23 protein-coding genes are annotated in these 26,778 nt (G+C 71.6%); 6 read left to right on the forward strand and 17 right to left on the reverse strand.

The window, feature by feature from the left end; translation table 11 throughout:
* Nucleotides 1–3: 3 nt before the first annotated feature.
* Nucleotides 4–2,862, reverse strand: a complete 2,859-nt coding sequence (locus QSK31_RS08760) for an AfsR/SARP family transcriptional regulator (RefSeq protein ID WP_285682644.1) — start codon at nucleotides 2,860–2,862, stop codon at nucleotides 4–6.
* A gap of 276 nt (nucleotides 2,863–3,138) precedes the next feature.
* Here QSK31_RS08760 and QSK31_RS08765 point away from each other — a divergent pair, with 276 nt between their 5' ends.
* Nucleotides 3,139–3,747 (forward strand): VOC family protein, encoded by a 609-nt coding sequence (locus tag QSK31_RS08765; protein ID WP_285682646.1) that lies wholly within the window; start codon nucleotides 3,139–3,141, stop codon nucleotides 3,745–3,747.
* A 10-nt stretch (nucleotides 3,748–3,757) separates the two neighbouring features.
* On the opposite strand, the gene QSK31_RS08770 is transcribed toward QSK31_RS08765, so the two are convergent.
* From QSK31_RS08770 to QSK31_RS08840, 15 genes are all read right to left on the reverse strand, one after another.
* A complete protein-coding gene (locus tag QSK31_RS08770; RefSeq protein ID WP_285682648.1) occupies nucleotides 3,758–4,576 on the reverse strand; it encodes an alpha/beta fold hydrolase in 819 nt (272 codons plus the stop codon).
* Nucleotides 4,577–4,616: 40 nt separating this feature from the next.
* Complete coding sequence (locus QSK31_RS08775; protein WP_285682649.1) at nucleotides 4,617–5,429, reverse strand: helix-turn-helix transcriptional regulator; 813 nt, start codon at nucleotides 5,427–5,429, stop codon at nucleotides 4,617–4,619.
* 26 nt (nucleotides 5,430–5,455) lie between these two features.
* Nucleotides 5,456–6,409 carry a GlxA family transcriptional regulator gene (locus QSK31_RS08780; protein ID WP_285682650.1) on the reverse strand — a complete coding sequence of 318 codons (954 nt, stop codon included), beginning with the start codon at nucleotides 6,407–6,409 and terminating at the stop codon, nucleotides 5,456–5,458.
* Nucleotides 6,410–6,445: 36 nt separating this feature from the next.
* Nucleotides 6,446–7,846: a GGDEF domain-containing protein gene (locus tag QSK31_RS08785; RefSeq protein ID WP_285682652.1), complete on the reverse strand. Its 1,401-nt coding sequence runs from the start codon at nucleotides 7,844–7,846 to the stop codon at nucleotides 6,446–6,448.
* A gap of 38 nt (nucleotides 7,847–7,884) precedes the next feature.
* Nucleotides 7,885–8,280: a cupin domain-containing protein gene (locus QSK31_RS08790; RefSeq protein ID WP_285682654.1), complete on the reverse strand. Its 396-nt coding sequence runs from the start codon at nucleotides 8,278–8,280 to the stop codon at nucleotides 7,885–7,887.
* Between the two features lie 64 nt (nucleotides 8,281–8,344).
* Nucleotides 8,345–9,736, reverse strand: coding sequence for an NAD(P)/FAD-dependent oxidoreductase (locus tag QSK31_RS08795; protein ID WP_285682656.1), 1,392 nt, complete (start codon nucleotides 9,734–9,736; stop codon nucleotides 8,345–8,347).
* Between the two features lie 34 nt (nucleotides 9,737–9,770).
* Entirely contained in the window at nucleotides 9,771–10,538 is a 768-nt protein-coding gene (locus QSK31_RS08800) for a helix-turn-helix domain-containing protein (RefSeq protein WP_285682657.1), read from the reverse strand.
* A 181-nt stretch (nucleotides 10,539–10,719) separates the two neighbouring features.
* On the reverse strand, nucleotides 10,720–11,106 hold the full coding sequence (locus QSK31_RS08805; protein ID WP_285682658.1) for a nuclear transport factor 2 family protein: 387 nt from the start codon (nucleotides 11,104–11,106) through the stop codon (nucleotides 10,720–10,722).
* Nucleotides 11,107–11,136: 30 nt separating this feature from the next.
* Nucleotides 11,137–12,291: a cytochrome P450 gene (locus QSK31_RS08810; RefSeq protein ID WP_285682660.1), complete on the reverse strand. Its 1,155-nt coding sequence runs from the start codon at nucleotides 12,289–12,291 to the stop codon at nucleotides 11,137–11,139.
* 230 nt (nucleotides 12,292–12,521) lie between these two features.
* A complete protein-coding gene (locus tag QSK31_RS08815; RefSeq protein ID WP_285682661.1) occupies nucleotides 12,522–14,168 on the reverse strand; it encodes an amidase in 1,647 nt (548 codons plus the stop codon).
* Nucleotides 14,165–15,022 carry a ScbA/BarX family gamma-butyrolactone biosynthesis protein gene (locus QSK31_RS08820; protein ID WP_285682662.1) on the reverse strand — a complete coding sequence of 286 codons (858 nt, stop codon included), beginning with the start codon at nucleotides 15,020–15,022 and terminating at the stop codon, nucleotides 14,165–14,167. Before QSK31_RS08820 ends, QSK31_RS08815 begins: the two co-directional genes overlap by 4 nt.
* Entirely contained in the window at nucleotides 15,019–16,920 is a 1,902-nt protein-coding gene (locus QSK31_RS08825; protein ID WP_285682663.1) for a beta-galactosidase, read from the reverse strand. The genes QSK31_RS08820 and QSK31_RS08825 overlap by 4 nt, the downstream gene beginning before the upstream one ends.
* Entirely contained in the window at nucleotides 16,917–17,921 is a 1,005-nt protein-coding gene (locus QSK31_RS08830) for a zinc-dependent alcohol dehydrogenase (protein ID WP_285682665.1), read from the reverse strand. The genes QSK31_RS08825 and QSK31_RS08830 overlap by 4 nt, the downstream gene beginning before the upstream one ends.
* A 17-nt stretch (nucleotides 17,922–17,938) precedes the next feature.
* Entirely contained in the window at nucleotides 17,939–18,865 is a 927-nt protein-coding gene (locus QSK31_RS08835) for an inositol monophosphatase family protein (protein WP_285682667.1), read from the reverse strand.
* Nucleotides 18,862–20,130 (reverse strand): aspartate aminotransferase family protein, encoded by a 1,269-nt coding sequence (locus QSK31_RS08840; RefSeq protein WP_285682669.1) that lies wholly within the window; start codon nucleotides 20,128–20,130, stop codon nucleotides 18,862–18,864. The genes QSK31_RS08835 and QSK31_RS08840 overlap by 4 nt, the downstream gene beginning before the upstream one ends.
* Nucleotides 20,131–20,288: 158 nt before the next feature.
* Here QSK31_RS08840 and QSK31_RS08845 point away from each other — a divergent pair, with 158 nt between their 5' ends.
* On the forward strand, nucleotides 20,289–21,098 hold the full coding sequence (locus tag QSK31_RS08845) for an SAM-dependent methyltransferase (RefSeq protein ID WP_285682671.1): 810 nt from the start codon (nucleotides 20,289–20,291) through the stop codon (nucleotides 21,096–21,098).
* A 60-nt stretch (nucleotides 21,099–21,158) separates the two neighbouring features.
* Here the strand turns inward: QSK31_RS08845 and QSK31_RS08850 are convergent, their stop codons facing one another.
* On the reverse strand, nucleotides 21,159–22,430 hold the full coding sequence (locus QSK31_RS08850; protein ID WP_285682673.1) for a Gfo/Idh/MocA family protein: 1,272 nt from the start codon (nucleotides 22,428–22,430) through the stop codon (nucleotides 21,159–21,161).
* A gap of 71 nt (nucleotides 22,431–22,501) precedes the next feature.
* On the opposite strand from QSK31_RS08850, the gene QSK31_RS08855 reads away from it, so the two are divergent.
* The 4 genes from QSK31_RS08855 to QSK31_RS08870 all read left to right on the forward strand — a co-directional run bounded on the left by QSK31_RS08855 (nucleotide 22,502) and on the right by QSK31_RS08870 (nucleotide 26,619).
* Nucleotides 22,502–23,596 carry an ROK family transcriptional regulator gene (locus QSK31_RS08855; RefSeq protein WP_285682674.1) on the forward strand — a complete coding sequence of 365 codons (1,095 nt, stop codon included), beginning with the start codon at nucleotides 22,502–22,504 and terminating at the stop codon, nucleotides 23,594–23,596.
* A 77-nt stretch (nucleotides 23,597–23,673) separates the two neighbouring features.
* The gene (locus QSK31_RS08860) at nucleotides 23,674–24,912 is read left to right on the forward strand and encodes an ABC transporter substrate-binding protein (RefSeq protein ID WP_285682675.1); all 1,239 of its coding nucleotides are present in this window, start codon (nucleotides 23,674–23,676) and stop codon (nucleotides 24,910–24,912) included.
* Nucleotides 24,913–24,914: 2 nt separating this feature from the next.
* Nucleotides 24,915–25,817 (forward strand): carbohydrate ABC transporter permease, encoded by a 903-nt coding sequence (locus QSK31_RS08865; RefSeq protein WP_285682677.1) that lies wholly within the window; start codon nucleotides 24,915–24,917, stop codon nucleotides 25,815–25,817.
* Nucleotides 25,810–26,619 (forward strand): carbohydrate ABC transporter permease, encoded by an 810-nt coding sequence (locus QSK31_RS08870; protein WP_285682679.1) that lies wholly within the window; start codon nucleotides 25,810–25,812, stop codon nucleotides 26,617–26,619. Before QSK31_RS08865 ends, QSK31_RS08870 begins: the two co-directional genes overlap by 8 nt.
* Nucleotides 26,620–26,778 lie beyond the last annotated feature (159 nt).

Consider the following 26,778-nt stretch of genomic DNA (forward strand, 5'->3'; position numbering starts at 1 on the left):
CGCTCAGGACGCGGTGCGTGCCAGGGTCTCGCTCGGCTGGATGCCGAGCGAGGCCAGCATCTCGGCGTAGCCGCGTTTGGCCCGGGCCGCCGCGGCCGGGTTGGGCACCAGCTCGCAGGCCTCGATCAGCAGCCGCCAGCCCGGATCGCTGTACCGGTCGATCTCCACGCAGCGTCGCGCGGTGAGCATCGCGTCGGACACCGCGCCGGCGTCCAGCTGCAGCCGGGCCAGCTCGGCCGCGGCCTCGGCGGCATGCCGCTGCAGGAGGGCGCGTTCCGGCACGACCCATTCCGCCGGGCCGTCCTCGGGGAGCAGTTCGCCGCCGTACGTGTGCAGGGCGACCCGCAGCGCGTACGTCCGGCCCGGGGTGTCGTCGATCAGCTCACAGCGCTGTGCCTCGCCGAGAGCGGCCCGGAACCGCGCCACGTCGCTCGCGCCGCCGCGGGGCAGGGCCAGCTCGTACGCCTCGCCGTGCCGCACGATCAGCTCGGACTGGCCGCGGCCGAGGCCCGGCTCCAGGAACGTGCGCAGGCTGGAGAGCGCCACCTGAAGGCTCCGGGTGGCCTGGGCGAGCGGCATCTCCGGCCACAGCGCCTCGATCAGGTTCTCCCGGTGCACCGGACGGCCGGCGTACGTGGCCAGCAGCCGCAACGCCGCCCGGGTGCGCGGCTTGATCAGGGACAGGTCCAGTTCGACGCCGCTCCGGCGGATCCGGAAGCCGCCCAGGCACCACACCTCGATCGGCGGCGGTTCGGTCACCGAGGCCCGCCGGCCCTCGTCGCCCGCCCAGTGGGTGGCGAGCGCGACCGGCAGCCCGCACTCGACGGCCAGCGCGGGAACGTCGGCGCGGGTGGCGCCGCAGCGCGCGGCGGCGGCCAGCGCGGCCACCCGGGCGCCGGGCACCCCGGCCGACCGGGCGAGCGCGTCCGCCCGCTGCGCCTCCAGCTCGGCGTCCTCCACGTCGGCCCGCGCCGACGCCAGCGCCAGGAACGACTGTGCCCACGCGGCCAGCGCGGCGGCGTCCACCGCCCGGCAGCGCCCCAGCCAGTCCGCGGCGTCGTCCACATCGGACGGCTCGACCTCGTCGGTCGTCGAACGGGCCAGGCAGACCATGCCGAGGGCGAGCATCCCGCCCCACTGGTCGCCGTCCCGGTCGCACTCGCGGATCACCGCGCGCGCGTCGGCGAGAGCCTCCGGATGGCCGCTCAGCGCGGCGCCGGCCCGGGCCAGCCGGACCAGCCAGGGCAGCCGGGCGCGTTCGGCGGCGGCGAGCACCGCGCCGAGCCGGGCCCGGGCGTCGGGCCGGCGCTCGGAGGTCGCCAGCACCGCGTCCACCAGACGAGCGGTCAGCTCGGGCAGGTCGGTGGCCTCCGGCGTACGCTCGGGCAGCGTCCGCCGCACCTCCGCGACGTTGCCCGCGACCAGGTGCGCGAGCGCGGCCACCAGCGGCTGGTCGGCCGACGTGCTCGCGGTCAGCGCCGGGTGCCCGCGGACCGCCCCGCGCAGCCGGCCCAGGCCGGGGGCGGCGGGCGCGTTCCCGCCCGGCAGCCAGACCGCGATGGTGTGCCGCAGAGCCCGCACCGGCGCGCGGCTGCGCTCGTCACCCAGGTGCTCCTCGGCCTGCCGCAGCCGCTCCACCGCCGCGGTGAGCATGCCGCGGCCGAGCAGCTGCCGCGCCTCGGCGTAGATCAGCCACGGGTCGCCGGCCACCAGCCAGCCCGGCAGCAGCTCGCGCCACGGCTCGATGTCCTCCTCGGCGACCCGCCCGCCGACCTCGTCGAGCAGTTTGCGGACCTTGGCCCACTCCTCGGCCCGTGCGTACGCCCGGGCGGCCTCCACCAGCGCGCCCTCGACGACCAGCTGCCCGGCCGCGCGGGCGTGCCACTCGCGGGCGCCGGACTCGCCGAGCTGCTCGGCCAGCGATCCGCCCAGGTGCGCGCGCAGCACGTCGTGGTAGCGGTAGGTCTCGCCACCGTCGCTGGTGGACGTGAAGGCCTGGCGCCTGTCCAGCTCGGCCAGCAGCCGGGCGCTGTGCCCCGGATGGTCGAGCAGCCGCTCGCAACGCGCCGCCGTCAGGGTCTCGAAGACGCAGGTGAGGACCATGAACTCGCGCAGGTCGGTGGGGAGTTCGGCGAGCACCGTCCGGGCCAGGTAGCCCCGGGTCAGCGCGGAACGGCCGTCCAGCGCGGCGATCGCCCGGCGCCGCTCGGCGAGCGACCGCGCGCTGGTCGACAGGTGGAACATGTGCACGCCGGCCGCCCAGCCGTTGAGCCGGCGGGTCAGCGCGGCCACGTCGTCGGGTGGCAGCGGCTCGCGGTAGACGTCGGAGAGCAGGTACTCCACCTCCCACGACCGGAACCGCAGGTCCTCGGAGCCGATCACGGAGGTGGAGTCGAGCTCGTGCCGGAACAGGTTGAAGCCGGGCATCCGCCTGGTCCCGATCAGCACCCGCAACGCGTCCGGGAATCGCAGGATCAGCGACTCGAGCGCGGCCTCGGCGTCCGTCCCGTTCAGGTAGTGCAGGTCGTCGACGATCAGCAGCCGGTCGTCGGGCGGGGCGGCGGCCAGCCTCGCGGCCAGCGCGTCCAGGCTCGCGGGCGCGGGCTGTGCCGGGTCGCCGACCGCTCGCCACACGCCGCTGACCACGGCATCCACCGTCGCGTTGCCGGGTTCGACCTGCCACCAGCCGACCGCGCCGGGCCAGCCGTGCGCGTACTGCGCCAGCAGTGTGGTCTTCCCGGTGCCCGCCGGAGCGGCGACGATCGCGAGCCGGGCGGACCGCAGACCGCCGAGCGCGTCGATCAGCCGGGGACGCAGAAGACCGACCCGTGTGGGTCGGCGCGTCAGCGGCCCAGTCGACACACGTCCTCCCCGGCGGCGACCACGCATTGATCATGCTGCGGTTGCAGCACGTGCTCGACATGCTACCGATCCGTATTGATGTGAATTGGTGTTTCCGGGGTCCTGTCCAAACCCGACAGTCGGCGACTTTTCCCAGCTCAGTCCGATGAGGACCCGGTTAACGGAGATCTTTTCACCATTCGGTCGGTCTTCCGTCAGCCGTTCGGACACAACCTTTCTTGTGCCTTAAGTCACCGGGTTCCCCGCGCGCCGGGGAAAATGCCCCAAGCTGTACACATGGAATTCAAGCTCGAGGTGATTGTGGTTCCCGTGGCCGACGTCGACCGGGCCAAGGAGTTCTACCGCCGGATCGGGTGCCGCGAGGACGTCGACGTCGCGGGGCCGGACGGGTTCCGGGTCGTGCATGTGACACCGCCCGGCTCGGCGGCCTCGATCGTCTTCGGTTCCGGGGTGACCGACGCGGCCCCCGGATCGGCCCGCGGCCTGCACCTGGTCGTCGACGACGTGGTCGCCGCCCGGTCGGAACTGGCCGGCAAGGGCGTCGAGGTCAGCGAGGTGTTCCACGACCAGGGCGGCATGTTCCACCACGCGGGTACGACCGGCCGGGTCCCCGGTCCGCAGCCGGCGCGCGCCTCGTACGCGTCGTTCGCGTCCTTCGCCGACCCGGACGGCAACGAGTTCGTCCTGCAGGAGGTCACCGAGCGTCGCGCCGGCCGGGTCGACCGCGTCGTCTACCGGTCGGCGGCCGAGGTGGAGCAGGCCCTGCGCGACGCGGCGGCGGCCCACGGCGAGTACGAGAAGGAGCAGCTCGGCGGCGTCTTCGACGAGCAGTGGCCGGCCTGGTACGCCGCACACATGGCCAGGGCCGCCGGCCTGGACGCCTGACCCGGCGGGCTCACCAGCGGGCGGCGATCGCCTCGGCCAGCTCGCCCGGATGTGACAGGAACGGGGAGTGGGCCGCGTCCAGCTCGGTCACCGACGTGGGTGCGGCCGACACCGCGTCGATCTCGCGGACGAACCGGCGTTGCAGCGGATCCGGGATCACCTGATCCTTGGCGCAGACCACATACGAGTGCGGCACCGCTCCGTAACGGTCGCGGGTCACCGTCAGCTGCTCGCCGGTGATCCCGGCCGGGCCGTCGGGTGACAGCAGCCCGATCGCCGCGTCCGCCGTGGCCGGGTCCACGTCGTGGTAGAACGTCTCCCGCACCGCTGCTTGCTGCCCGGCGTCCACCCGCAGGGCGCCCACGACGGCGGGGTCCGCGCCGATCAGCCGGGTCACCATCTCACCGGCGTTCTCCGGCGCGGCGATGTAGTCCGCCGAGGCGGTGCCGCTGACCGGCGCGAACGCGGTCACGTAGACCAGGTGCGAGAACAGCGAAGGGTCGAGCTCGGCCGCCGCGGTCGCCACCGCACCGCCCATGCTGTGCGCCACCACCACGCACGGCGCGCCGCCGCCGATCAGCCGGATGTCGGCGACCAGCGACTCGGCGGCCGACGACGCGGTGATGCCGGCGACGGGGGAGACCTCGGTCGCGAACGCCCCCGGATCGAAGGGACGTCGCCACCGGGCGTGCGGATAACGGGCTCGCAGGCCGTGACCATCGAGATCAACGGCGACGGAGGGTACGCCCCGGGCGGCGAGCTGGGCGGTGACCGGGCTCCAGCACCAGGTGCCGTGCCAGAAGCCATGGACGAGGATCACGGTTCGCATGCCGACGAACCTAGAGATGCCAGGGAAGATCAACCACGCATCAGCTGTACGTGGAAAGCTCCGCCAGCCGTTCCGCGGCGGGGGTGCCGGGCGCCGGTTTCATGAGCAGCAGCCGTTGCCGGGTGGAGGCGCTGGTGAGCACCGAGCACTCCAGGTCGAGCCGCCCCACGCGCGGGTCGTGCACCACCTTGCCCGAGCAGTGCAGCGCCGACACGGGATGCCGGTCCCACAGCGCGGCGAACTCCTCGCTGGCCGCCCGCAACTCCGCGACCAGCGTCGCCGCGGCCGGGTCGGCGCCACGTCTGCCGGCCGCCGCGCGCAGGTCCGCCGCGTACGCCAGTGACGTGTCGGCCTGCTGTGCCGGTGGGTCGAGCCGGTCCCGCCAGCCGGCGTCGGTGAACCAGAGCCGGATCAGGTTGGCGCCCACCATGTCGCCGAAGAGCAGCACGTTCAGCCGGTTCTGCGCGATCAGCCCGCCCAGCTCGTCGGACATGAAGCCGGGCGTCGTCGTGGCGACCTCGTGCAGCACGTACGCGAGCCCGGGATCGGGCGCCGAGCCGTGACACCGGGCCGGTGGCGCCTGCCCGGCCAGCAGGTAGAGGTGCTCGCGCTCGTCGTCGGTCAGCCGCAGCGCCTCGGACATGCCGGCCAGCACGGTCGCCGACGGCTGCGGGCCGCGGCCCTGTTCCAGCCGCTCGTAGTAGACGGCCGACATGTGCGCCAGCCCGGCCACCTCGTCGCGGCGCAGGCCGGGCGTGCGGCGTCTGCTCCCGCCGGGCAGGCCGACGTCGGTGGGCGTCAGGCCCTCCCGCCGGCGACGCAGGAAGTCACCCAGTTGCTCGCGCGTCCGCACCGCACGAGCATAGGAGGCGCGGGCGATCAGGGTGACGCCGGAGCGGGCGCGCTGAAGCGCCGGCGGTACTCGGACGGGCTCAGCCCGATCTCGCGGCGCATCAGCTGCCGCAGGTTCGCCCCCGTGCCCAGGCCGCTGGCCCGCGCCACCACCTCCATCCGGCGCTCGCCGCGCTCCAGCAGGCGGCACGCGACGGCCAGCCGCTCGGCGGTGAGCCAGCCCAGCGGCGTGGCGCCGAGCTGTGCCCGGAAACGCCGGTGCAGGGTGGCGGGGCTGACGTTGGCCCGGGCGGACAGGCCGGCCACGGTCAGCGGCTCGGCCAGGTGCTCCTGTGCCCAGGCCAGCAGGGGTGCGAGCGACTCGTCGCGTACGTGGGGAAGGGGTCTCTCCACGAACTGCCGCTGGCCGCCGTCGCGGATGGCGGGGAAGACCAGCCGGCGCGCCACCGCCGTGGCGACCTCCGCGCCGTGATCGCGCCGCACCAGGTGCAGGCCGAGGTCGAGGGCGGCGGCGCTGCCGGCCGAGGTGAGCACGTCGCCGTCGTCCACGAAGAGCACGTCCGGCTGCAGGTCGACCTCGGGGAACCGGCGGCGGAACTCGCCGGCGAACTGCCAGTGCGTGGCCGCCCGCCGCCCGTCCAGCACACCGGCCTCGGCCAGCGTGAACGCGCCCGTGCACAGGCCGATCAGCCGGGCGCCGCGACGGTGGGCGCGCCGGATCGCGGCCAGCACCCCGGGCCGCCGCGGCAGGTCGACGTCGACCCGGTTGGGCACGATCAGCGTGTCGGCGCCGTCCGCGGCGGCCAGCCCGGCGACCCCGCCGAGTGTGAAGAACCCCTGCCGCATCGGCGCGCTGCCACCCGGCGCGCAGAGCACCAGGTCGTAGACGCGACCGCCCAGCTCGGGCCGGTCGATGCCGAACACCTCGGTGACGCAGCCCAGCTCGAACGGGTTGGACAGCTCGTCGACGATCGCGACCACGCGATGCAAGGATCCTTGCGGCACGTCGTGTTTCTATCAGCCGGCGCGCTGTCCCGCGAGCTCCGGGGTGAACTCCTCGATCCGGCCGCGGCCGTTGCGCTTCGCCTGATAGAGGGCGAGGTCGGCGTTGTGCACGAGGGTCGCGGCGCTTTCCGCGTACGCGTCCAGCACGGCGATGCCGATCGACACCCCGATCGTGATCGTGCGGCCGTTGATCTCGAACGGCCGGGACAGCTCGTCGCTGATCCGGTCGGCCACCGCGTACGCGCCGTGGTCGTCGCGCACCCCCCGGCACAGCACCAGGAACTCGTCCCCGCCGAAGCGGCTCACGAAGTCCTCCGGCCGGGTCGCCGCCAGCAGCCGCAGCGCCACCGCGGCCAGCAGCGCGTCCCCGGTCGCGTGCCCGTACGTGTCGTTCACCGGCTTGAACCCGTCCAGGTCCAGGAAGAGCGCCGCCACCGGCCGCTTCTGCGCGATCGCCGCCTCGGCCCGCTCCAGGAAGAGCGCGCGATTGGGCAGGCCGGTCAGCGTGTCGTGCAGCCGCGCGTGGGCGAGCCGGGCCGAGCTGATCACCGAGGCCGCGCCGATCACGATGATCAGGGTGACCGCCGCGGCGAACCCGGCGAAGACCAGCCAGGCCACCCGGTTGGTCTCCTGCACCGGGCCCAGCAGCGCCGCCCGGGGCGTCGCGATGATCACCCGCCAGGCCGACCCGGCGACCGGCAGCGACAGGAAGTAGTCGCCGTCGACCACGCCGTGGACGGACCGCTGCGCCGCGGTGGCCAGCGACCGGTCCGGGACGGGCTGGCCGACCGGGGTGTTGTCGGTGGCGGCCACCACGACGCCGACGCTGTCCACCACGTACGTCCGGCCGGCCGTCACGTCGAGCGTGCTGCCCAGGGCGCCGGCCAGGTCGCTCGCGGCGGTCGGGACGACCAGGACCCGGGTGCCGCCGGTGGTGCGGTACGGCTGGAACGCGTACAGCGACGGGACGGCGTCCTCCAGGGTGACGTCGCCGTAGGACAGCCGCCCGGTCGTCACCGCGAGCCGGAATCCGGGGCTGCCCGAGAACGACGCCGCCGGTTTCGCCATCGAGCGCGGTGAGGCGCCCAGAACGGTGCCGTCCGCCCGCAGTACGACCAGCCAGTTGATGCCCACCCGCTGGACGTCGAGAACGGCTCCGAGGTCGGCGGCCGAGCCGGCGAACGTCGTCATCGCCCACTCGCGGGTCTTGGCGTCGCTGGCCGTGATCGAGTCGCCGGTGACCCCGGCGACCAGCCGCGCCCGGGCGTCGAAGTCGGCGACGATCCGTTCGCGGGCGTCTTCCTGGGTGTTCGAGAGGTAGAGGCCGACCGCGGCGACGAGTCCGACGGCCAGCACCACCGCGCACACGGCTGCGATCTGGCGGAGGCGCACGATCAGTTTGCGGGACGGCACATCATCCCCATCGGCGCGTTCCGGCGGGATCTGAGGGATCAGTCGCAGTACGCCTGACCGATGCTGGTGCGGATGTGCCCGGGCAGGTCGTCGTGCCGGTCGCCGGTGGTCGGGGTGCCGGACGGCTCCAGCATCAGGATGCGCGCGCCCTCCGCGGAGGACGGCTTGTGCTCGACGCCGGCCGGCACCGTGAAGACCGAGCCGGGCGGCATGACCACCTCACGCTCGCCCTCCGGCGTCCGCAGCGCGAGGCGCAACGTGCCCTGGACGACCAGGAAGAACTCGTCGGTGTCGTCGTGCGTGTGCCAGACGTGCTCGCCCTGGATCTTGGCGACGCGGACGTCGTAGTCGTTGACCGTGGTCGCGATGCGCGGGCTCCACAGCTCGTCGAAGGAGTCGAAGACCCGGGCGAGCTCGATGGGTTCGGTGTTCACGACTCCCATCGTGGGCCGGTCGGCGGCGCGGGGCGAGTGCGAGGACTGCCATCCCTCGCAAGGATCATCGCAAGGCCGCCACGGCTCGTTCGGCGTCGGTGAAGGGCGGCTCGGCCGATGGCACGGTGCGCGGGCCGCGGGCGGTCGCCAGCAGCGTCCGCGGATGGAAGAGGCGGGTGGGCGGCGCGTTCAGGCTGAACACCCGGACCAGGTCGGCCGCCACACCGGGCCGGTCCAGCGCGGTGCGGAACAACCGGTGCTGGTAGCGCCAGATCAGCCGGTCGGCCCGGGACGGCACCGCGCCGCGTACGCCCGGGAAGCGCACGTCCGATCCCGCGGCGTGCCCCCAGCCCTCGGCCGCCGCCGCGGTGATCGCGGCCTGATCCACCCGGTCGCCCAAATCCATCCGGTCGGCCTGATCCGCCCGGTCGCGCAGAATCAGCGCCTGCTTGGCGGCGATCGACATGCCGTGGCCGTAGACCGGGTTGTACGCGGCCACCGCGTCACCCAGCGCGACCAGCCCGTCCGGCCAGTGCCGCACCCGGTCGTAGCGCCGCCGCCGGTTCGCCGTCGTGTTCGTGACCCGGACCGGCCCGAGCGGTTCGGCGTCCGCGATCAGGTCGCCGACGATCGGGTGGCGCATCGCCCGTGCGAAACCGACGAACTCGTCCTCCCCGGCCGGCGGCTCGCCACCCCGCGTCCCGGACAGCGTGACCAGCCAGCGCCCGTCCTCGATCGGCATCAGCGCCGCGGTCTGCCCGGGCCGGTCCCGCGCCGGGTCGGCCTGGATGTTCACGATCGGGAAGTCACCGGCGGGCGCCCGGAACAGCCGCGTCGCGTACCGCAGCCCCGAGTCGACCACCTGCTGCGTCACCTCCGGCACGCCCAGCTCGCTCAGCCAGTGCGTCAGCCGCGACCCCCGTCCCGTCGCGTCCACCACAAGATCGCAGGTCAAGACCGTTTCTCGGGTACGCACGCCGGTGACGCGCCGCGCGTCGCCGATCAGCCCCTGAGCCGTGGTGCCGTCCAGCAGGCGTACGTGCGGGAGGGCGAGCACCCGCTGCCGGACCACGTGGTCGAGCAGGGCACGGCTGCAGCTGATCACGTACTCGCCGGTCGGCCGCCGGGGCAGCCAGCCCTGCGGCAGCAGCATCACGTAGCCGTGCGGCAGCCCGAGCCGGTGCGCGCCGGCCGCGATCCACGCGTCGGTCGTGCCCGGCAGCAGCTCGTCGACGATGCGCGCGCCGCTGGACATCAGCACGTGCGCGTGGTGGCCCTGCGGCAGGCCGCGGCGGTGGTCCGGCTCGGCGGGCAGTTCGTCGCGCTCGATCAGGGTGACGTCGTACCGCGGGGCGAGTGCGGCGGCCGCGAGCAGTCCGGCCAAGCCGGCGCCGAGGATCACAGCCCTGCCGTCAGTCCGGTCAGGGGCGGCGGTGGGGCGGTGGACGGGTTGCATGGGGGCGCTCCTCACTCAGGTGGGATCGATTCACTCAGGTGGGATCGATCTTCTCGGCCAGCTCGGCGTTGATCCGCAGCAGCTCGCGCAGGGTCTCGTCGCGGTGCGCGTCCAGCCAGCGGGCGGGCGCGGTGATGCAGACGGCGCCGGCCAGGTGGCCGTATCGGCGCAGCGGCACGGTGACCGACTGCCAGCCGGCCACCGGCGACGGGCCGAACGCGTACCCGTGCGCCCGGATCGCCGCGATCGCCGGGTCGGTCACCGACCGGTTGTCGACCAGGCCGGCCAGCATGACCCGGCCGGGCGCGTCCACCGACAGCGGCGCGCAGAACAGGATGTCGGAGGTCAGCTGGCGTTCGGCGTCGCCGAGCAGCTCGTCGTGCTTCGGCGCGAAGTAGGCCAGGCAGTACCGCATCGGGGTGTCCAGCATCAGCGGCACGTAGAGCAGGACGGTCTGCCCGGTCGTCCGCTGCAGCGCGGCGAGCAGCAGCCGGGTCCGGCGGGAGAGGGCCAGCATCGACCCGGTCTGCGCGCCCAGCGACGGCGCGCCCGGCTCGACCGCACCGGCGGAGGACTCGCCGGTGCGGTTGACGAGCGAGTACCGGCCCCGGTCCGCCTTGGACACGGTGCCGACCCGGATGGCCGACTGCAGGATGCGATGCGCGGTGGACGGTTCCAGCCCGGCCTGGGTGGCGACGTCGCGCAGCCGGTGTGGACCAGGCCCGAGCGCGGCCATCGCGTCGAGCAGGAGGAACGCGCGATCATTGGCGGTTCGGGCAGCGGTTGAGGTCACGATCGTCACGCTTTTCTCCCCATGACGTATGGGCCGACTCAGTAAAGGAATCGAACGTCGGCTGACGATGAAACCGATAAATCTCCATCCCGAGAGATCTGTCAGATTGGTTGCCGGTGAGCGTAACTGCGAACAGTGTCTAATGTGTAGCCTTCGGTAATGTAGTGATCATCACCTCGAAACAGGATTTTCAGAACATTCCATTGGGTACTCTGGACGATTCCGGAACGGGTTGCTCGACATCCCAGTGCTCGACGATTCGGCCGTTTTCCAGCCGCCACAGGTCGACCACCGCCAGCCCCTCGCCCTCTTCTCCGGGCAGCTTCATGTTGTGGTGCACGGCCACGTGGTCGCCGTCGGCGAGGATCAGCTTGATGTCCGAGCTGCCGCCGTAGAACGCGGCCTCGGCCAGATGGTCCAGATAGGCCTGCCGTCCCGACGGCGCGTCCGGGCTGTGCTGCACGAAGCCCTCGCCGATGACCTCGGTCAGCCGAGTCAGGTCACGATGCGTGAAATACCGCTCGTAACAGGACCGGATAATCTCCTTGTTCCGTGCCGCGGAATCATTGGCGGACATGCTGTTCCTCCTGAAGTTAAACGGTTGAGTTCACCACGTGACCGGCAGACTTCGAATGCCGTGAAAGTCCATGGATTCGGTGACCGGCAGTGTTTCTTCCGAGCCGTCCGCGAGGCGCAATCCGGGCAGCCGGTCGAAGAGCCGGGGAAGCGCGACGGCGAGAGTGGCCCGGGCCAGCAGGTGCCCGATGCACTGATGCGGCCCGAAGCCGAACGCCAGATGCTGCCGCGCGTTCGCCCGCCCCGGATCGAGCCGGTCCGGGTCGGCGAACCGCGCCGGATCCCGGTTGGCCGTCTGCAGGCTGAGCACCACCCCCTCACCGGCCCGGATCACCCGCCCGCCGGCCGTCACGTCCGCGGTCGCCACCCGGGCCAGACCCAGCTGGACGATCGTGTGGAAGCGCAACAGCTCGTCCACCGCCTCGTCACTCAGCTCCGCCTTCCGCACCGGCGCGGTCAGCAGGCTGTACGCCCCCAGCGCGAGCATGCTGGCCGACGTGTCGTGCCCCGCGCCGAGCAGCAGCACGAGATTGTGGATCGCCTCCTCCTCGGTCAGCTCGCCGCCGGCGACGGGCCCGGTCATCAGCCGGCTGATCAGGTCGTCCCGGGGCTCCGCGGCCCGCTGCCGGACCAGGCCGCGGAGCAGTTCGGTGATGCCCCGCCCGGCGGCCAGCTTGTCCTCATCGGACCTCTCGCCGTCGGTGAGCACCGCGGTCAGATGTTCGAACTCGTCGTGACATTCGTACGGCACACCCAGCACCCGGCAGATCACGCCGGACGCGACCGGCAGGGCGTACCCATGGACCAGATCTTGTGGCGACGGCCCGGCGCCGAACCGCCGCGCGCAATCCTCCGCGACCTCCTCGATCATCGGCATCGCCCGCCGCGTCGCCGCCACCGTGAACTCGGCCGCCACCATCCGCCGCAGCCGCGTGTGCTCCGGCTCGTCCACCCCGATGAAGGTCCGGTTCAGCGGCGGCGTCTCCACCGCGGCCCCGAACCGCGGATAACCCGCCCGGGTCGCGTCCGAGCTCAGCGCCGGCTCACGAAGCAGCCGCCGCACATCGTCATAGCGCGTGACCAGCCAGGCCTCCGCCCCGCTGGGGAGCACGATCCGCTTGACCGGCCCCGCTTCCCGCCACGCCCCGTAGACCCCCGGCGGGTGCAGCGGCTCGTCCCGCCCCACCGGATACGCGGCGGCGCTTCCCTCCGAGCACGCCGAGGCGTCACCCGCGCCCGCGCTTCGTTCTGGCCGGGCCGGGGCATCACCCGCGCTTTGGCCGGGCCGGGCCGGGGCATCGCCCGCGCCCGCGCCTTGCTCCGGCCGCACCGGGGCATCGCCCGCGGCGCTTTGCTCTGAGCACATATACGCATCACGGTCGCTTTGCTCTGCATACATATAGGAAGCACCCCAGCTCACAGCGGCGTTGGGACTCGGGAAAGCGGCAGATCGGGCATCGTGCGGAGCTGTTCGATCTCCCGGCCGAGGTGCAGCAGGGCCACGTCGCTCCCCGGTGGCCCGATCAGCTGCAGCGCCACGGGCAGCCCGCCTTCGTTGACTCCGCACGGCACCACCAGCGCCGGACAGCCGGCCATCGTGGCGACCGTCATGAGCGGCCAGGACGCGGCCACGGTCGCGAGATCGGCCGGCGGCTGCCAGGGCAACACCCCGAACGCCGGCGTCACGATCACGTCATGCACGTCGAACAACCCTGGCCGGGCCGCATCGTGCACGTCGAACAACCCCGGCCCGGCGGCGCCCCGGGCCGCGGTGCGCACGTCGGATGATCCCGGCCGGGCGGCGTTGCGAGCCGCGGCTTGTACTTCCCAGGCGCCGGCCAGCTGTTTCGTTGTCAGGGAACGTCCGGCTTCCACCTCGGCGCGGATGCCCGCGCCGAGCCGGTCGCCGCAGCGGTCGACCCGCGGCCCGTGCAGCACCGCCGCCCGGTGGGCAAGCAGCACCAGGCAGGCTTCGTGCCAGCCGTCCACGGCGGGTTCGGCGAGCGAGACCCGGTCGCCGAACCCTGCCATCACTCGCGCGCAGACTGCGGCGATCGACGGATCGATCGGCACCCGGCCGCCGAGGTCAGGGCTGTAGCCGATCCGGCGCAACGACGGCTCGCTGGGCGGCGGCTCGGCAGGAGGCGACGTCCCGGTGGGCGACGTCCCGGTGGGCGACGTCCCGGTGGGCGACGTCCCGGCGAGCGGCGGGTCGGTGGGCGACAGTTCGGCGAGCGGCGGCGACCCGCTGGGTGGCGATCCGACGAGTGGCGACGGGGACATCGCCCGGAGCATCAGGAGGGCGTCGTCCACGTCGCGGGCGATCGGGCCGTGGACGGTGAAGCCGGGCACCGGGTCCGCGGTCGGTGCCGTCGGGACCAGGCCGGGTGTGGTTCGTAGCCCGACTACGCCGCAGAAGGCGGCCGGGATGCGGATCGAGCCGGCCGTGTCCTCGCCGTGCGCGAGCCACGACGTGCCCGACGCCACCGAGGCGGCCGCGCCTCCGCTGGACGCGCCGCAGGTCAGCGCCGGATCCCATGGGTTACGAGTCGGTCCGAAGAGGTCGTTGGTGGTCTCCGCCCCGGACAGGAACTCGGGCACGTTGGTCTTGCCGATCACCGCCATGCCGCGCGACTCGAGCCGCCGGACCAGCGGATCCGACGTGCGCGCGACACCCCGATCGTGCGGTGATGCGTATGTGTAAGCAGAGCAAACCGCGGGTGATGCATATATGTGCTCAGAGCAAAGCGCGGCCGTGGGCGATGCCCCCGCGTGCTCAGAGCAGGGCGCGTGCTCAGAGCAGGGCGCGGGCGGGGGTGGTGCGTATGGGTAAGCAGAGCAAAGGGACCCGAAGGTGGTGGGCAGGCCGGCCACGTCCAGCACGTCCTTGACCGTGATCGGCAAGCCGGCGGGCGGGTGGGCGACGCGCAGCGGCACGGCGTTGATCACCGGCTCGACGGCGGCCAGCCGGGCGGCCACGGCCTCGTGGACCTCGGCCGCGCTCAGCTCGCCCGAGCGGAGCAGCGCGAGCACCGTACGGGCGGGCTCGGCCACGAGGTTCATGCCGGCCAGCTCGCCCGGGCGGCGAGCTTCGAGAACTGGCGGACCTCGGTGTGGAAGCCGTCGGAGCGGCGGGTGACCGTCACGTCCGCGGGGGAGTCCAGTTCGACGAAGCGGAAGAACTGCAGCGACACCGACAGCGGGGCGTAGAACGGGTCGCCCGAGGCGGCTACCACGGCCTGGCGCATCGCCTCGGTGAGGAGCATGCCCGGTGCGTGGTCGGTCGGGTTGTCGAAGAAGTTCGGGTGTTCGGGGTCTACCCGGAGCCGGTAGGAGCCGCCGGCGGGAGAGATCACCACGTCGCGGGAGAGGGCGCGGCCCACGGTGTGGGGGTCGGCGGCGGGAGGCATCGCGGCGCGGGAGAGGGCGACCGTGGACGGGTCGCGGCCGCGGACCTTCAGGTAGGTGTCGTTGGGCGGGACGATCGCGTGGCCGGTTCCGGTGGCGATGCGGTCGCCGTCGCGGTAGAGCGCCATCTCGATGGTGGTCTGCATGATGTTGCGGGCGGCGGACGCGCCGGCCGTGGTGAGCTCGACGATCAGCTCGGTGGGGTCGGCGGTCATCTTCAGGCCGGCGGGATCCACGGTGAACTCCACCGAGCGCATGATCTGCATGGTGGCCAGCGGCACGTCGTCGACCACGTGGGCGATCAGCAGGGCGGCCTGGCGGAAGGTCTCCAGCACCAGGATCGGGTCGTGGGTCTCGTGGTCGAGCAGGGTGTAGAAGCCGCCGAGCCGGGACCAGGCCGCGCCCGCGGTGAGCTTGTTGTCCTCCTTGAGATAGGACGTGATCAGCACGGTCGTGGTGTCGCCGCGGTCGACCAGGGCGCGCGGCACCAGGGTGTCAAAGGTGATCATGACTTCTCCTGAGCGAGGAGGGGGAGGGCGACGGGCGGGAAGGGCTGTGTCTCGACGTCGGTGGTGGTGACGGCCACCTCGAAGGCGGGGGCGTGCAGGTACGCCGCGCCGTGGGGGGCGAGCTCGATCGAGACGGCACGGTCGCCGAGCTTCCGGCGTACGCAAACCGCCTGGTCCGTGGGGTTGAAGGCGAACACGCCCACCGGACGGCCGGACGGGTCCTCGTGGATGAACGCCACGCCGGGGTCGGTGGCGGGATGGGCGTAGCGCGGCGGGGGCAGCAAGCGGGGGAGCGTCTCGGCGGCCACGGTGATCGGGACCAGCGCGTCGCCGATCTCCGACCAGCCGGGGCGGGCCCGCTCGGCCAGCACGATCACCGAACCGCCGGTGTCGCGGTGCCGGCGCAGCAGGGCGAGCAGCGCGTCGTCGGGATCCTGCGCGCCGAGCGGCACCAGCCAGACCTCGCCCACCCGATCCGACGCGGCGGTTCGTTCGGTCAGCACCTCGACCCGGTACTGGTGGTTGGTCATCAGCGCGACCGAGGCGTCGATCGCGGCCCGCAGCACCGCGTCGGCGGGCCCGTCCGCCTCGGTCCACGCGGCCGCGCGGGCCAGCACGTCGGGCACGAGCAGCGCGAGGTCGGCGGAGAACCGCGAGCCGTGCGGGACGTCCGGCGCGCGGAGCAGGTCGCGCAGGGCGTGCAGGGCGTGCAGGTTCGCTCCGGTACGCCCGTTCTCGTGCAGCGGGGCGCCGGGGCAGTACGGCGGCCCGTAGTCGGCCGGGTCCAGGCCCTCGGAGCGCAGCCCGGCCGGGTCCAGGTCGATCTCCGGTCCCCAGTGCGTGGTGGCGGTGGACGTGTAGACGCTGCACGTGGACGAGCCGAGGCCCAGTGCGAGCAGCGCGTGGAAGAGCACCGTCCCGGGCCGCGCGAACGACTCGTCGGTCCAGGTGAAGCCCCAGTTGTCCTCGACGTTGCTGGACCGGCGGGCGCGGACCCCGAACCAGTGCGCGGCGAACGCGTCGGCCGACCGGGACGCGTTGCCCACCCAGCTCGTGTAGCCCTCGCGGAAGCCGAGCCCGTCCAGGTCGGCGGTGCGCAGCAGCCAGCCCGCGGCGCTGCCGGCGACGGTCAGGTCGGGCAGCGGCAGGTTCACCAGAGCGATCGCACGAGTGCGCGGCGTCAGCGCGGCCGCGAGCTCGGAGTACTGGGCGGCGAGCACCACGCCGCCGTGCCGGGCCCAGGCCGCGCGGACGGCCATCGGCCAGTTCCGCGGGGCGGTGCGGGCCGCCTCGGCGAGCGACGGATCGGTCTCGGCCAGCGCCGCGATGAAGGAGGCGATCGCGGGGGCGGCGAAGTCGTGCGCGGTGACCGCCCGGTTCGCGTCGCTGTAGACGCCCTCGTTGCCCAGCTGCACCGCGACGACCGGGCCGCCGGGAGCCAGATTCGGTGCCAGCACCTGCTCGTCGACGGCCGACAACCACAGAGTGACCTGCGACGCGTACGCCGCGGAGAACGTGCTCGGCAGGGCGAGGGCCTGGGACGTCACGGGGTTGCCGTCAGCGTCCAGCACGGCGGGCAACGCCGGGTCGACGGTCGGGCTCACCCGGTCGGGCAGCCCGCCGAGCTGCACCTCGCCGTGCACGAACGGGCCGGGCTTGAGCACCGCGCGCATCCCGTGCGAGCCGATCAGCCGGAGCAGCCGGAGAACGTCGCGCTGCGGGTCGGTGGCGCCGCTGAAGTCGTACCCGTCGCCTGGAATCTCATGGAACCGCCACGGCAGGTAGCAGGTCACCACGTCGATGCCGGCCGCCGCCATCGCGCCCAGGTTGGTGTCCCAGCGCTCCGGAAGCGCGCGGTAGTAGGGGTATTCGCCGTAGAGCAGGGGCCGGTCGTTCATGCGGCACCGCCCGGCTCGATGACGATCTTCATGCCCGCGTACGCGGCGCCCTCGCCGACGCCCAGCGCCCGGAGCGCGGCGTCCACCCGGTCGAGTCCGAAGTGGTGCGAGACGATCCGTTCCAGCGGCAGGTGCCGGGCCATCCGGACGGCCCGGCCGAAGACCTGGCTGTTGTAGTCGCCGGCGCCGATGATCCGCAGGCCGCGCTGGAGCAGTTCGAGCGGCCGCACCTCGGCGGTGGCCCGCTCGTCGAAGCCCATCACGACCACCCGGCCCCGGGGCGCCGCGAGCGCGCAGGCCTGCTCCAGCAGGGAGCCGACCGTGTCGACGACGACGTCGGCTTCTCCGGAAGCCAGTTCCTCGATCGTCACCGCGGTGCCTTCGAAGAACGCGATGGCGGCGTCCCGGCGGAACGGGTCCTTCTCCAGCAGCCGTACGGAAGCTCCGAAGTGGGAAGCGGCCAGTGCGGTCACCGTGCCGATCGGGCCGGCGCCGAGCACCGCCACCCGGTCGTCGGCGGTCACCGCGGCGGCCTGCAGGTTGTTGAGCACGCAGGCCAGCGGCTCGACCAGCACCGCCCGGTCGTAGGACATGCCGTCCGGGATCAGGTGCAGGAACCGTTCCTCGAGCCGCATGAACTCGGCGAACGCCCCGTCCCGGTCGATGCCGATCTCGTTGCCGGCCTTGTTCTCGCAGAAGTTGAGCACGCCGTCCCGGCACGGGTCGCACAGTCCGCAGTAGAGCGTCGGGTTGATGATGACCCGGTCGCCGGGTTTCAGCGTGGTGACGCCACGTCCCGTCTCGACGACCTCGCCGACCGCCTCGTGGCCCATCACCACGCCCGGCTCGGCGGGGAACTTGCCGAGCAGCACGCCACGATCCGTGCCGCAGATCCCGACCTGGACGACGCGCAGCACCACGTCGTCCGGGGCGGCGCACGCCGGTCGCGGTCGTTCGACCAGCTCCAGTGTCCGATCAGAGCCCAGTACCAAGGCTTTCATTCCGGTGTTACCTCCGGTTACCAGCGGATGGTGTCGAGCAGGGTGCGGTGCAGTTCCGGGGTCGAGGCCGCCACGCAGGACCGCTGCGCGGACGGGTCGACGGCCAGCAGGGGCGTGGGGCTGAGCGACGCGCCGTACGCGTCGGTGACGACCACGCGAGCGCGGCGGGCCAGGTAGACGGCGGCCGCGATGTCGTAGGGGAAGAGGTGCAGAATGTTGCCGCGCCCGACCCGGCGGAAGTCGGCCTCGGTGCCGGGGTGGTCGCGCAGCACCCGGTTGCCGATGTCGACGTACGCGTCGAGCTGGCCGGTGATGATGCGGCTGATCGAGAACGTGGCGCTGTTGAACACGAAGACGCCGCCGGTGTTGGCGCTGGCGTCGACGAGGTGGTCGTACGCGTCGGTCATCAGCCGCATCGGGTGCCCGTTGAACTCGAGCGACCAGAACATCCGCGCGACCTCGGTGGTGCGGCTGAGCCGGGGCAGCGTCCAGTCGTAGCCGTGCCATTCCAGCGGCGCCTCGAGCTCGTCGTCGGCGTAGATCCGGTTGCCGCCGCGCAGCTCGAGCAGGTGCGCGGCGCACACGTCGGCCAGCGTGGGTTCTTCGCTCATGGGCGCGGCGGCGATCGAGACGGTGGCCATCTCGAGTCCGGCGGACGCCGGGCGGGTGCCGTCGATCGGGTCGATGAGCAGCACGTAGCGCGGGTCCGGCCCGGTGCTCCGCAGCGTGTTGTCCTCGGTGTAGACCGCCACCGGTTCGCGGGCGTGCTCGGTCAGGTGCTTCCACACCGCGTCCTCGGCGACCTCGTCGATGTCGAACTGGGCGTCGCCGCCGGGGGAGTCGCCCTGCACGTGCCGGGGGAGGCCGGCCCGTGCGTGGTCCAGCACGGCGGTCCGCACGGCCTGGGCGGTTCCCAGGAGCAGACTTCTCAGGTACGCGCTCACGACGTCACCGCCGTCAGCAGTGATTCGAACTTGTCGCCGATCTCGTCCGCCTGTCCCATCGTGAGGATCAGCGGCGGCCGGATCTTGATCACGTTGCCGAATCCGTAGCGGGAGGTCCGCAGGATCAGCCCGTGCTCCATGCTCCGGGCGGCGAGCTCGTTGGTCAGCGCCACGTCGGGTTCCCGGTCCGGGCCGACCAGCTCGGCGCCGATCATCAGCCCGACCCCGCGGACGTCCCCGATGCACCGGAAGCGGCGTTGCAGGTCGGTCAGCCGGTCCATGATCCGCCGGCCGGTGGCGGTGACGTTGGCGAGGAACTCCGGCCGGCCGACGATGTCCAGGGTGACGTTCGCGGCGGCCGCGGCCAGCAGGTTCGCGCCGTAGGTGAACGAGTGGTGGTGCCCGGGCAGCCCGTCCAGCCGCTCGCCGGAGAGGATCGCGGCGACCTGCGCCCCGCTGCCGCCGAGTCCTTTCGCGACGGTGATCGCGTCCGGCTCGACCCCGAAGTGCTGCGCCGCGAACATCCGCCCGGTGCGGCCGATCCCGGTCTGCACCTCGTCCAGGATCAGCATGATCCCGTGCCGGTCGCAGAAGTCGCGCAGCCCCGGCAGATAACCGTCCGGCGAGACGATGTTCCCGCCGTTCCCGCTGATCGGCTCGACCACCATGGCGGCGACCCGGCCACTGCTCGCGTATTCCAGGAAATCGTCGAGCCGGTCCACGCACATCAGAGCGCAGCTCGCCCGGTCCTGGCCGTAGAAACATCGATAGCAGTACGGGTCGGGAACCTGCATCGACCCGGGATGGAGCAGCGGGAAGGGTGCCTTCCGAAACGCGTTCCCGGACATCGACGTCATCATCATGGTCTGTCCGAGATGGCTCCGGAACAGCGTGATCACCTCGCTCCGGCCGGTCGCCGCCTGGGCCATCTTGATCGCGCCTTCGTTGGCCTCGGACCCGCCGGCGACCTTGAGGTGCACCCTGGTCAGACTCTCCGGCGAGCAGGCGACGAGCTTGCCGACCAGGTCGTCGACGGGGTCGCTGCGGAACGACGAGGTCAGGTGAATGGCGAGCTCGGCCTGTTTCTGAATGGCGCCGACCACCGCCGGGTGCGAATAGCCGAGGCTCAGGTTGAACGTGGCGGACGCACAGTCCAGATAGGCTTCGCCGGCGCCGTCGTAAAGATGGACGCCTTCTCCGCGTACCATTCTGTGGTCGGTGACCTCGTAGTAGATCATGTCCTTGACAGATGGTTTGATCGGCACCTGTCCGATGTTTGAGGCAATCGGAACGAAGGTCAACATTTGTCGTGATTGGAAAGATTATTTGCCGTGACGCCGAAAAGCGACGGATCCCTTTCCGGGCCACGGAAATGCGCTACCGAGAGTCACCATCCAGAATGGAGCATGTATGCTGTGCGGCCATGACCGACCGCGACCCCTCCAGCGGGCTCGACACGTCCATCCCGCACTCCGCCCGGGTCTGGAACTACTGGCTCGGCGGCAAGGACAACTTCGAGGTCGACCGTCAGGTCGGCGACGAGTTCGTGCGCTTCTACCCGGACATCACCCTGGTCGCGCGGTCCTCCCGGGCGTTCCTCAAGCGGGCGGTCACCCACCTCGCCGCCGACGTCGGCATCCGCCAGTTCCTGGACATCGGCACCGGCATGCCGACCGCGGAGAACACGCACGAGGTGGCGCAGGCGGTCGCGCCCGAGTCGCGCGTCGTCTACGTGGACAACGACCCGCTGGTCCTGGTCCACGCGCGGGCGCTGCTGACCGGCACCGACGAGGGCGCCACCGAGTACCTCGACGCCGACCTGCACGACCCGCAGGACATCATCGCGAAGGCCGGTGAGACCACGCTGGACCTCTCCCGGCCGGTGGCGCTGATCCTGATGAACATTCTCGGGCACGTCCCCGACCTGGACGAGGCCGACCGGATCGCGCACACGCTGATGGACGCCCTGCCCGCCGGCAGCTACCTGGTCACCGCGGACGGCACCAACGTCCTGGACGGCCCGGCGTTCGAGCGGGCCATCGGGGTGTGGAACGCGAACGCGCCGCTCTCGTACCACCTGCGCCACCCGGACGAGCTGGCCCGTTTCACGGCCGGCTTCGAGGTCCTCGAGCCGGGCCTGGTCCCGTGTGCGAGCTGGCGCCCGTCCCCCGACAGCGACCCCGCCGACCTGCGCGAGACCGACGAGTACGGCGCCGTCGCCCGCAAGCCCTGATCAGAGGTAGCTCCTGGCGGTGTCCGGGCGCCGGATACCGCTCTGAGCTACCACTGGGGGTCAGAGCCGGACGACCTCGTCGCGGAGGCGGGCCTCCTCGGCCGCCCAGACCACCCGGTGGGTCGCGAGGCTCTCCACCGGGTCGGACGGCAGCAGGGTCGGGTCGCCGGTGGCCACGGCCGCGATGAACGCCTCGGTCAGGCCCTCGTCGCCGCCGCCGTGACCGTCCCCGGCCGACGAGCCGCCCGCGTCGGAGTCGAACACCTCGGTCTCGCCGGTGACGAAGTCGAGCAGCGTCACGTGCCGGCCGTCGCCGTCGAGGTAGCCGTGGGTGCCCTGCAGGCGGGTGCGGCGGTGCTCCATCGGGGTGAACGCGCTGACCGTGAACGAGCAGGTCGCGCCGTCCGGGAAGGCCAGGTTGACGACCTGATGGTCGACCACGTCGTTGTCGCAGGTGTAGACGCAGCGGCCGTACGGCCCGTCGCGCAGGGCAGCCCGCAGCGACTCCTCGGTGGCGATCGGCGTGACCGCCCCGAGCGGCCAGAAGTGCTCGTCGGGATCGGCGAGGGCCTGCTCGTAGCGGCGCTTCGCCGAGTACGGGCAGGTCGGCTCCACCGCGCAGTCCAGACACCGGTCGGACGCGCCCGCGGGACGCTCGGACGGCCGGAAGTGGCTGAGGCTGCCGAACGAGCTGACCCGCTCCGGCAGCTGCCCGAAGAGGTGCACCAGCCAGTCGATGTCGTGGCAGCACTTGGTCAGCAGCAGCGGCCCGGACTCCTCGGTGTTGCGCCAGTTCCCGCGGACGAACGAGTGCGCGAAGTGCCACCACCCGACCGGCTCCAGGTGCTGCACGCTGACCAGTTTCCCGATCCGCCCGCTGTCCAGCAGGCCCTTCACCAGCCGGGTGTAGGGCGTGTAGCGCATCACGTGGCAGACCGCCGCGATCACCTTGTTGCGCACCGCCGCCTCGACGATCGCCGTGGCGTCCTCCTCGGTGGGCGCGAGCGGCTTCTCGATGAGCAGGTGGTAGCCGAGGTCGGCGAGCCGGACGGCCGGGTCGCGGTGCATCCGGTCCTGGGTGGCGACGATCGCGGCGACCGCGAGCCGTGGCTCACCGGCCTGACCGGAGAGCCGAGGCTCGGCGACCAGGTCGGACCAGGATTCGAAGACGAACTCGGGCGCGATGCCGAACTCGGTGGCGGCGGCTTCGCGGCGGCCGGGGTCGGGCTCGGCGACGGCGACCACCCGGGCCTGCCCGGTGCTGACCGCGTGCCGTGCGTACGCCTGGCCCCGGAGGCCGGCGCCGACGAGAGCTAAAGTCACCGCAGACATGGCGTCCCTTCAAGCAAGTTAAGAAGGACTCCATTAAAAGCATTGCGACCGCCGCACGCCAAGGGGAAACGTTGATCGCGCATCTCGCCGGCGGGGATCTCTCCCGCCTCCGCCAGCTCAACGCGCACAGCGCGATCCGGACCCTGCGGGACGAGCCGGCCCTGACCCTGACGGAACTCGCGAAACGGATCGGCCTGTCCCGTGCCTCGACCGAGGACGTGGTGCGTGAGCTGCTCGACCTGGGCTGGGTGACCGAGGTCGAGCCGGCCGCGGGCGGGGTCGGCCGCCCGGCCCGGCGCTACCGCTTCAACGCCGGCGCCGGTCACCTGCTCGGTGTCGACGTCGGCGGCCACAAGGTGCTGGCCCTGGTCACCGACCTGGACGGCGTCGTGCTGCACAGCCACCGGGTGACCGTGACCCCGGAGATGGGCCGCCGCGAGCGCCTGGCCGCCACCGACGAGGCCGTCGCCGGGGTCCTGCGCGGTGCCAAGGTCGACCTCTGGGCCACCGGTGTGGCCACCACCGGCCTGGTCGACGGCGCGGGCAAGGTGCTGCTCTCGGACGCGCTGCCCGAGTGGACCGGGGTCGACCTGGCCACGCACGTGTCCCGGCTGGTGCCCGGCCGGGTCCTGGTCGAGAACGACAGCAAGCTGGCGGCGCTGGCCGAGACCTGGCGCGGCGTCGCCCGGTACGCGTCCGACCTGGTCTTCATCCTGTCCGGGTGGCGCACCGGCGCCGGCCTGATCATCGGCGGGCAGCTGCACCGCGGGTTCGCCAACGCGGCCGGCGAGATCGGCGCGCTGCCCGCCATCGGCTGGAAGCGGGCGCCGGAACATCTGGCCGCGTGGCCGAGCGGGAGCGACATCTTCGCCGCCGCGCGGGCCGGGGACCGGGCCGCGCTGACGGCCGTCCGGCGCTACGTCAAGGACCTCGCGCTCGGGGTGTCCGCGCTGGTCCTGACGCTGGACCCCGAGCTGGTGGTGATCGGCGGCGGCTTCTCCCGGTCGGCCGACGTGCTGATCGAGCCGCTGCGCCGGGAGCTCGACCGCTGGTGTCTGCGGACCCCCGAGATCCGGGTCTCGACGCTCGCCGACGAGGGCGTGGCGCTGGGTGCGGCCAAGCACGCGATGGACTCCGAGGAGCGCTTCTCGCTCATCCGAGGATGACCGTTTGCCCTTCAGGCCTTGTGATCGGCGTCGCAGTGCACTAAATAATTTCCATGGGCTCCAGGATATTTCTAAATTTGAAACTCTTCGGCACGGCCCTGGTGGCCGTGGGACTCACCTTGACCGCATGCTCCGGTGGCGACGACAAGGCCGCCGACCCCAACGAGAAGGTCACCCTGACCTACGGCGTCTGGGACGTGAACCAGCAGCCGGCGATGCAGGAGCTGGCCACCAACTTCACCAAGACGCACCCGAACATCACCGTCCAGGTCCAGCTCACGCCCTGGGAGGGCTACTGGACGAAGCTGAAGGCCGCGGTCACCGGCGGCGCCGCGCCCGACGTGTTCTGGATGAACGGCCCCAACTTCCAGCTGTACGCCTCGAACAAGGTCATCGCGCCCAACCCGGAGGGCGCCGACACGTCGGTCTACCCGAAGGCGCTGGCCGACCTCTACACCTTCGAGGGCAAGTCGTACGGGCTGCCGAAGGACATGGACACGATCGGCGTCTGGTACAACAAGAAACTCTTCGACGCCAAGAAGGTCGCCTACCCGAAGGACGGCTGGACCTGGGCCGACTTCCAGGACGCCGCGGCGAAGCTGACCGACGCGAAAGCCGGTGTCCACGGCACCGCGGCCGAGCTGACCAGCTTCCAGGAGTACCAGTACAACACCATCGCCCAGGCCGGCGGCTACGTGATCTCGCCGGACGGCAAGAAGTCCGGGTACGACGACCCGAAGACCATCGCCGGCCTGAAGTTCTGGACCGACCTGCTCGACAAGAAGCAGTCGCCGGACCTCAAGACGATGACCGACACCACCCCGCTCCAGCTCTTCGAATCCGGCAAGATCGCGATGTACTGGGGCGGATCGTGGAACGTCCCCGAGTTCATGGGCAACGAGTACGCCAAGGACAAGGTGGACGTGGCGCCGCTGCCCAAGGGCGAGAAGCAGGCGACCGTCATCCACGGCGTCGCGAACGTGGTCGGCGCCAAGAGCGAGCACCCCGACCAGGCCTGGGAGTTCGTCAAGTACCTCGGCTCCAAGGAGGCCGCCGAGATCCTCGGCAAGACCGGCCCGATCCCGGCGTACAACGGCACCCAGGACGCCTGGGCGGCCAAGTACCCGAACCTGAAGCTCCGGACGTTCCTCGACTCGGTGAGCTACGCGGTGCCGTTCCCGGTCTCCAAGAACACCGCCGCCTGGAACGAGGCCGAGCTGACCCACCTCACCAAGGCGTGGAACGGGCAGCAGCCGGTCGAGCAGTCGTCGGCCGAGCTGGCCAAGGCGATGAACGACCTGCTCGCCAAGGAGTGAGGGTGGCACGTCGCAAGGACCGGGCGACCGAGGCGCTGTGGGCGTACGCGTTCATCGCGCCCACCGCCCTCGGCCTGGGCCTGTTCTACCTGTGGCCGGTGCTGCAGACCGCGTACTTCTCGTTCACCGAGTGGGGCGCGTTCGGCGGGCACGAGTGGACCGGCGTCGACAACTACGTGCGGTTGGTCAGCGACCCGGAGCTGGGCCGGGCGCTGGTCAACACGTTCACGTTCACCGGGCTCGGGCTGCTCTCCATCCCTCTGGCGATCGTGTTCGCGGCGCTGCTCAACCGGAAGATGCGCGGGGTCGGCGTCTACCGCACCCTGTTCTTCCTGCCGTACGTGACCATGCCGGTGGCCGTGGCGATGGTGTGGCGCTGGCTCTACAACGGCGACTACGGGCTGATCAACAACGCGTTGGCGCTGGTCGGCGTGGACGGGCCGAACTGGATCGCCGACCCCGACACCGCCCTCTACGCGGTGGTCGTGATCGGCATCTGGAGCAGCATCGGCTACAACATGATCATCCTGCTGGCCGGCATGCAGTCCATCCCGGCCGACTACTACGAGGCCGCCGCGCTGGACGGCGCCGGACCGGTCCGGCAGTTCGTGCGGATCACCCTGCCGCTGCTGTCACCGACCGCGTTCTTCGTCTCGGTGATCTCGGTGATCGGTTCGCTCCAGCTCTTCGACCTGGTCTTCGTCATCGCCGGGTCCGGCGCGTCGGCGCGCGCCAACCCCGCCTTCCCACGGTTGCAGACGGTCGTCCAGCTCTTCTACGACCGGGCCTTCGTGACCAACGACCGGGGGTACGCGGCCGCGATCGTGATGGTGCTCCTGCTGATCATCGTGATCCTGACCGCCGTGCAGTTCCGCCTCCAGCGCCGGTGGGTGCATTATGCCTAGGCGGTTCTGGCTGCACACCGTCCTGATCGCCGCCTCGCTGGTGATGGTCACGCCGTTCGTGTGGCAGATCATCACGTCGCTCAAGACGCTGTCGTCGGCCACCACGGTGCCGCCCTCACTGCTGCCGGAGGGGCACTGGGAGAACTACGGGCGGGTCTTCGACCTGCTGCCGTTCGGGACGCAATTCCTCAACACGGTGATCATGGCGGTGGCGCGTACCCTCGGACAGGTCTTGTTCTGCTCGATGGCGGCCTATGCCTTCGCACGGCTGCGTTTCCCCGGGAAACGGATCCTCTTCGCGGTCATCCTCAGCGTGCTCATGGTGCCACCGCAGCTGTTCATCATTCCGCAGTACCAGATCATGTCGGATCTCGGCTGGCTGAACAGTCTGCAGGCGCTGATCGTGCCCGGGTTGTTCAGCGCCTTCGGCGTCTTCCTGCTGCGGCAGTTCTTCCTCAGCCTGCCCGGCGAGCTCGAGGAGGCGGCCCGGATCGACGGCGCCGGGCCGCTGCGCATCTACTGGTCCATCGTTCTCCCGCTGGCGCGGCCGGGGCTGGTCGCCCTGGCCGTACTCACGCTGCTCTGGTCCTGGAACGATCTTTTCTGGCCCTTGGTGGTGAACAGCGACCCGGAGACGATGACGCTGTCCGCCGGGCTCGCGTCCCTCCAGGGCCAATACCAGACCGACTATCCCATTCTGATGGCCGGCTCGCTGCTCGCGTCGCTGCCGGTCATCGTCGTGTTCATTTTCCTGCAACGGCAGTTCATCCAGGGCATCGCACAGACCGGAATAAAGGGGTGAGGCAATGAAGATCTTCGCCGTCGTCGCTCTACTAGCCTCGACCCTTCGTTAAGGGGTGTCCAAGGACTGGGCAGAAACGAAGAAGTGCCTTCTGATCAGGGAAAATAGGACTTGCTGAGGGTCCAAGTTTCCTGTCACGGAAGGCACTTGCAGGGTGCA

It is taken from the genome of Actinoplanes sp. NBRC 103695 (assembly GCF_030269485.1).
Lineage (GTDB): Bacteria > Actinomycetota > Actinomycetes > Mycobacteriales > Micromonosporaceae > Actinoplanes.

What these genes read in the sequence shown, in the direction of transcription:
- QSK31_RS08770 (WP_285682648.1), bottom strand. Translation starts at nt 4,576, where the DNA reads ATGCGAACCGTGATCCTCGTCCATGGCTTCTGGCACGGCACCTGGTGC.
- QSK31_RS08815 (WP_285682661.1), bottom strand. Translation starts at nt 14,168, where the DNA reads ATGAACCTCGTGGCCGAGCCCGCCCGTACGGTGCTCGCGCTGCTCCGC.
- QSK31_RS08830 (WP_285682665.1), bottom strand. Translation starts at nt 17,921, where the DNA reads ATGAAAGCCTTGGTACTGGGCTCTGATCGGACACTGGAGCTGGTCGAA.
- QSK31_RS08850 (WP_285682673.1), bottom strand. Translation starts at nt 22,430, where the DNA reads ATGTCTGCGGTGACTTTAGCTCTCGTCGGCGCCGGCCTCCGGGGCCAG.
- QSK31_RS08805 (WP_285682658.1), bottom strand. Translation starts at nt 11,106, where the DNA reads ATGTCCGCCAATGATTCCGCGGCACGGAACAAGGAGATTATCCGGTCC.
- QSK31_RS08795 (WP_285682656.1), bottom strand. Translation starts at nt 9,736, where the DNA reads ATGCAACCCGTCCACCGCCCCACCGCCGCCCCTGACCGGACTGACGGC.
- QSK31_RS08870 (WP_285682679.1), top strand. Translation starts at nt 25,810, where the DNA reads ATGCCTAGGCGGTTCTGGCTGCACACCGTCCTGATCGCCGCCTCGCTG.
- QSK31_RS08765 (WP_285682646.1), top strand. Translation starts at nt 3,139, where the DNA reads ATGGAATTCAAGCTCGAGGTGATTGTGGTTCCCGTGGCCGACGTCGAC.
- QSK31_RS08845 (WP_285682671.1), top strand. Translation starts at nt 20,289, where the DNA reads ATGACCGACCGCGACCCCTCCAGCGGGCTCGACACGTCCATCCCGCAC.
- QSK31_RS08825 (WP_285682663.1), bottom strand. Translation starts at nt 16,920, where the DNA reads ATGAACGACCGGCCCCTGCTCTACGGCGAATACCCCTACTACCGCGCG.
- QSK31_RS08820 (WP_285682662.1), bottom strand. Translation starts at nt 15,022, where the DNA reads ATGATCACCTTTGACACCCTGGTGCCGCGCGCCCTGGTCGACCGCGGC.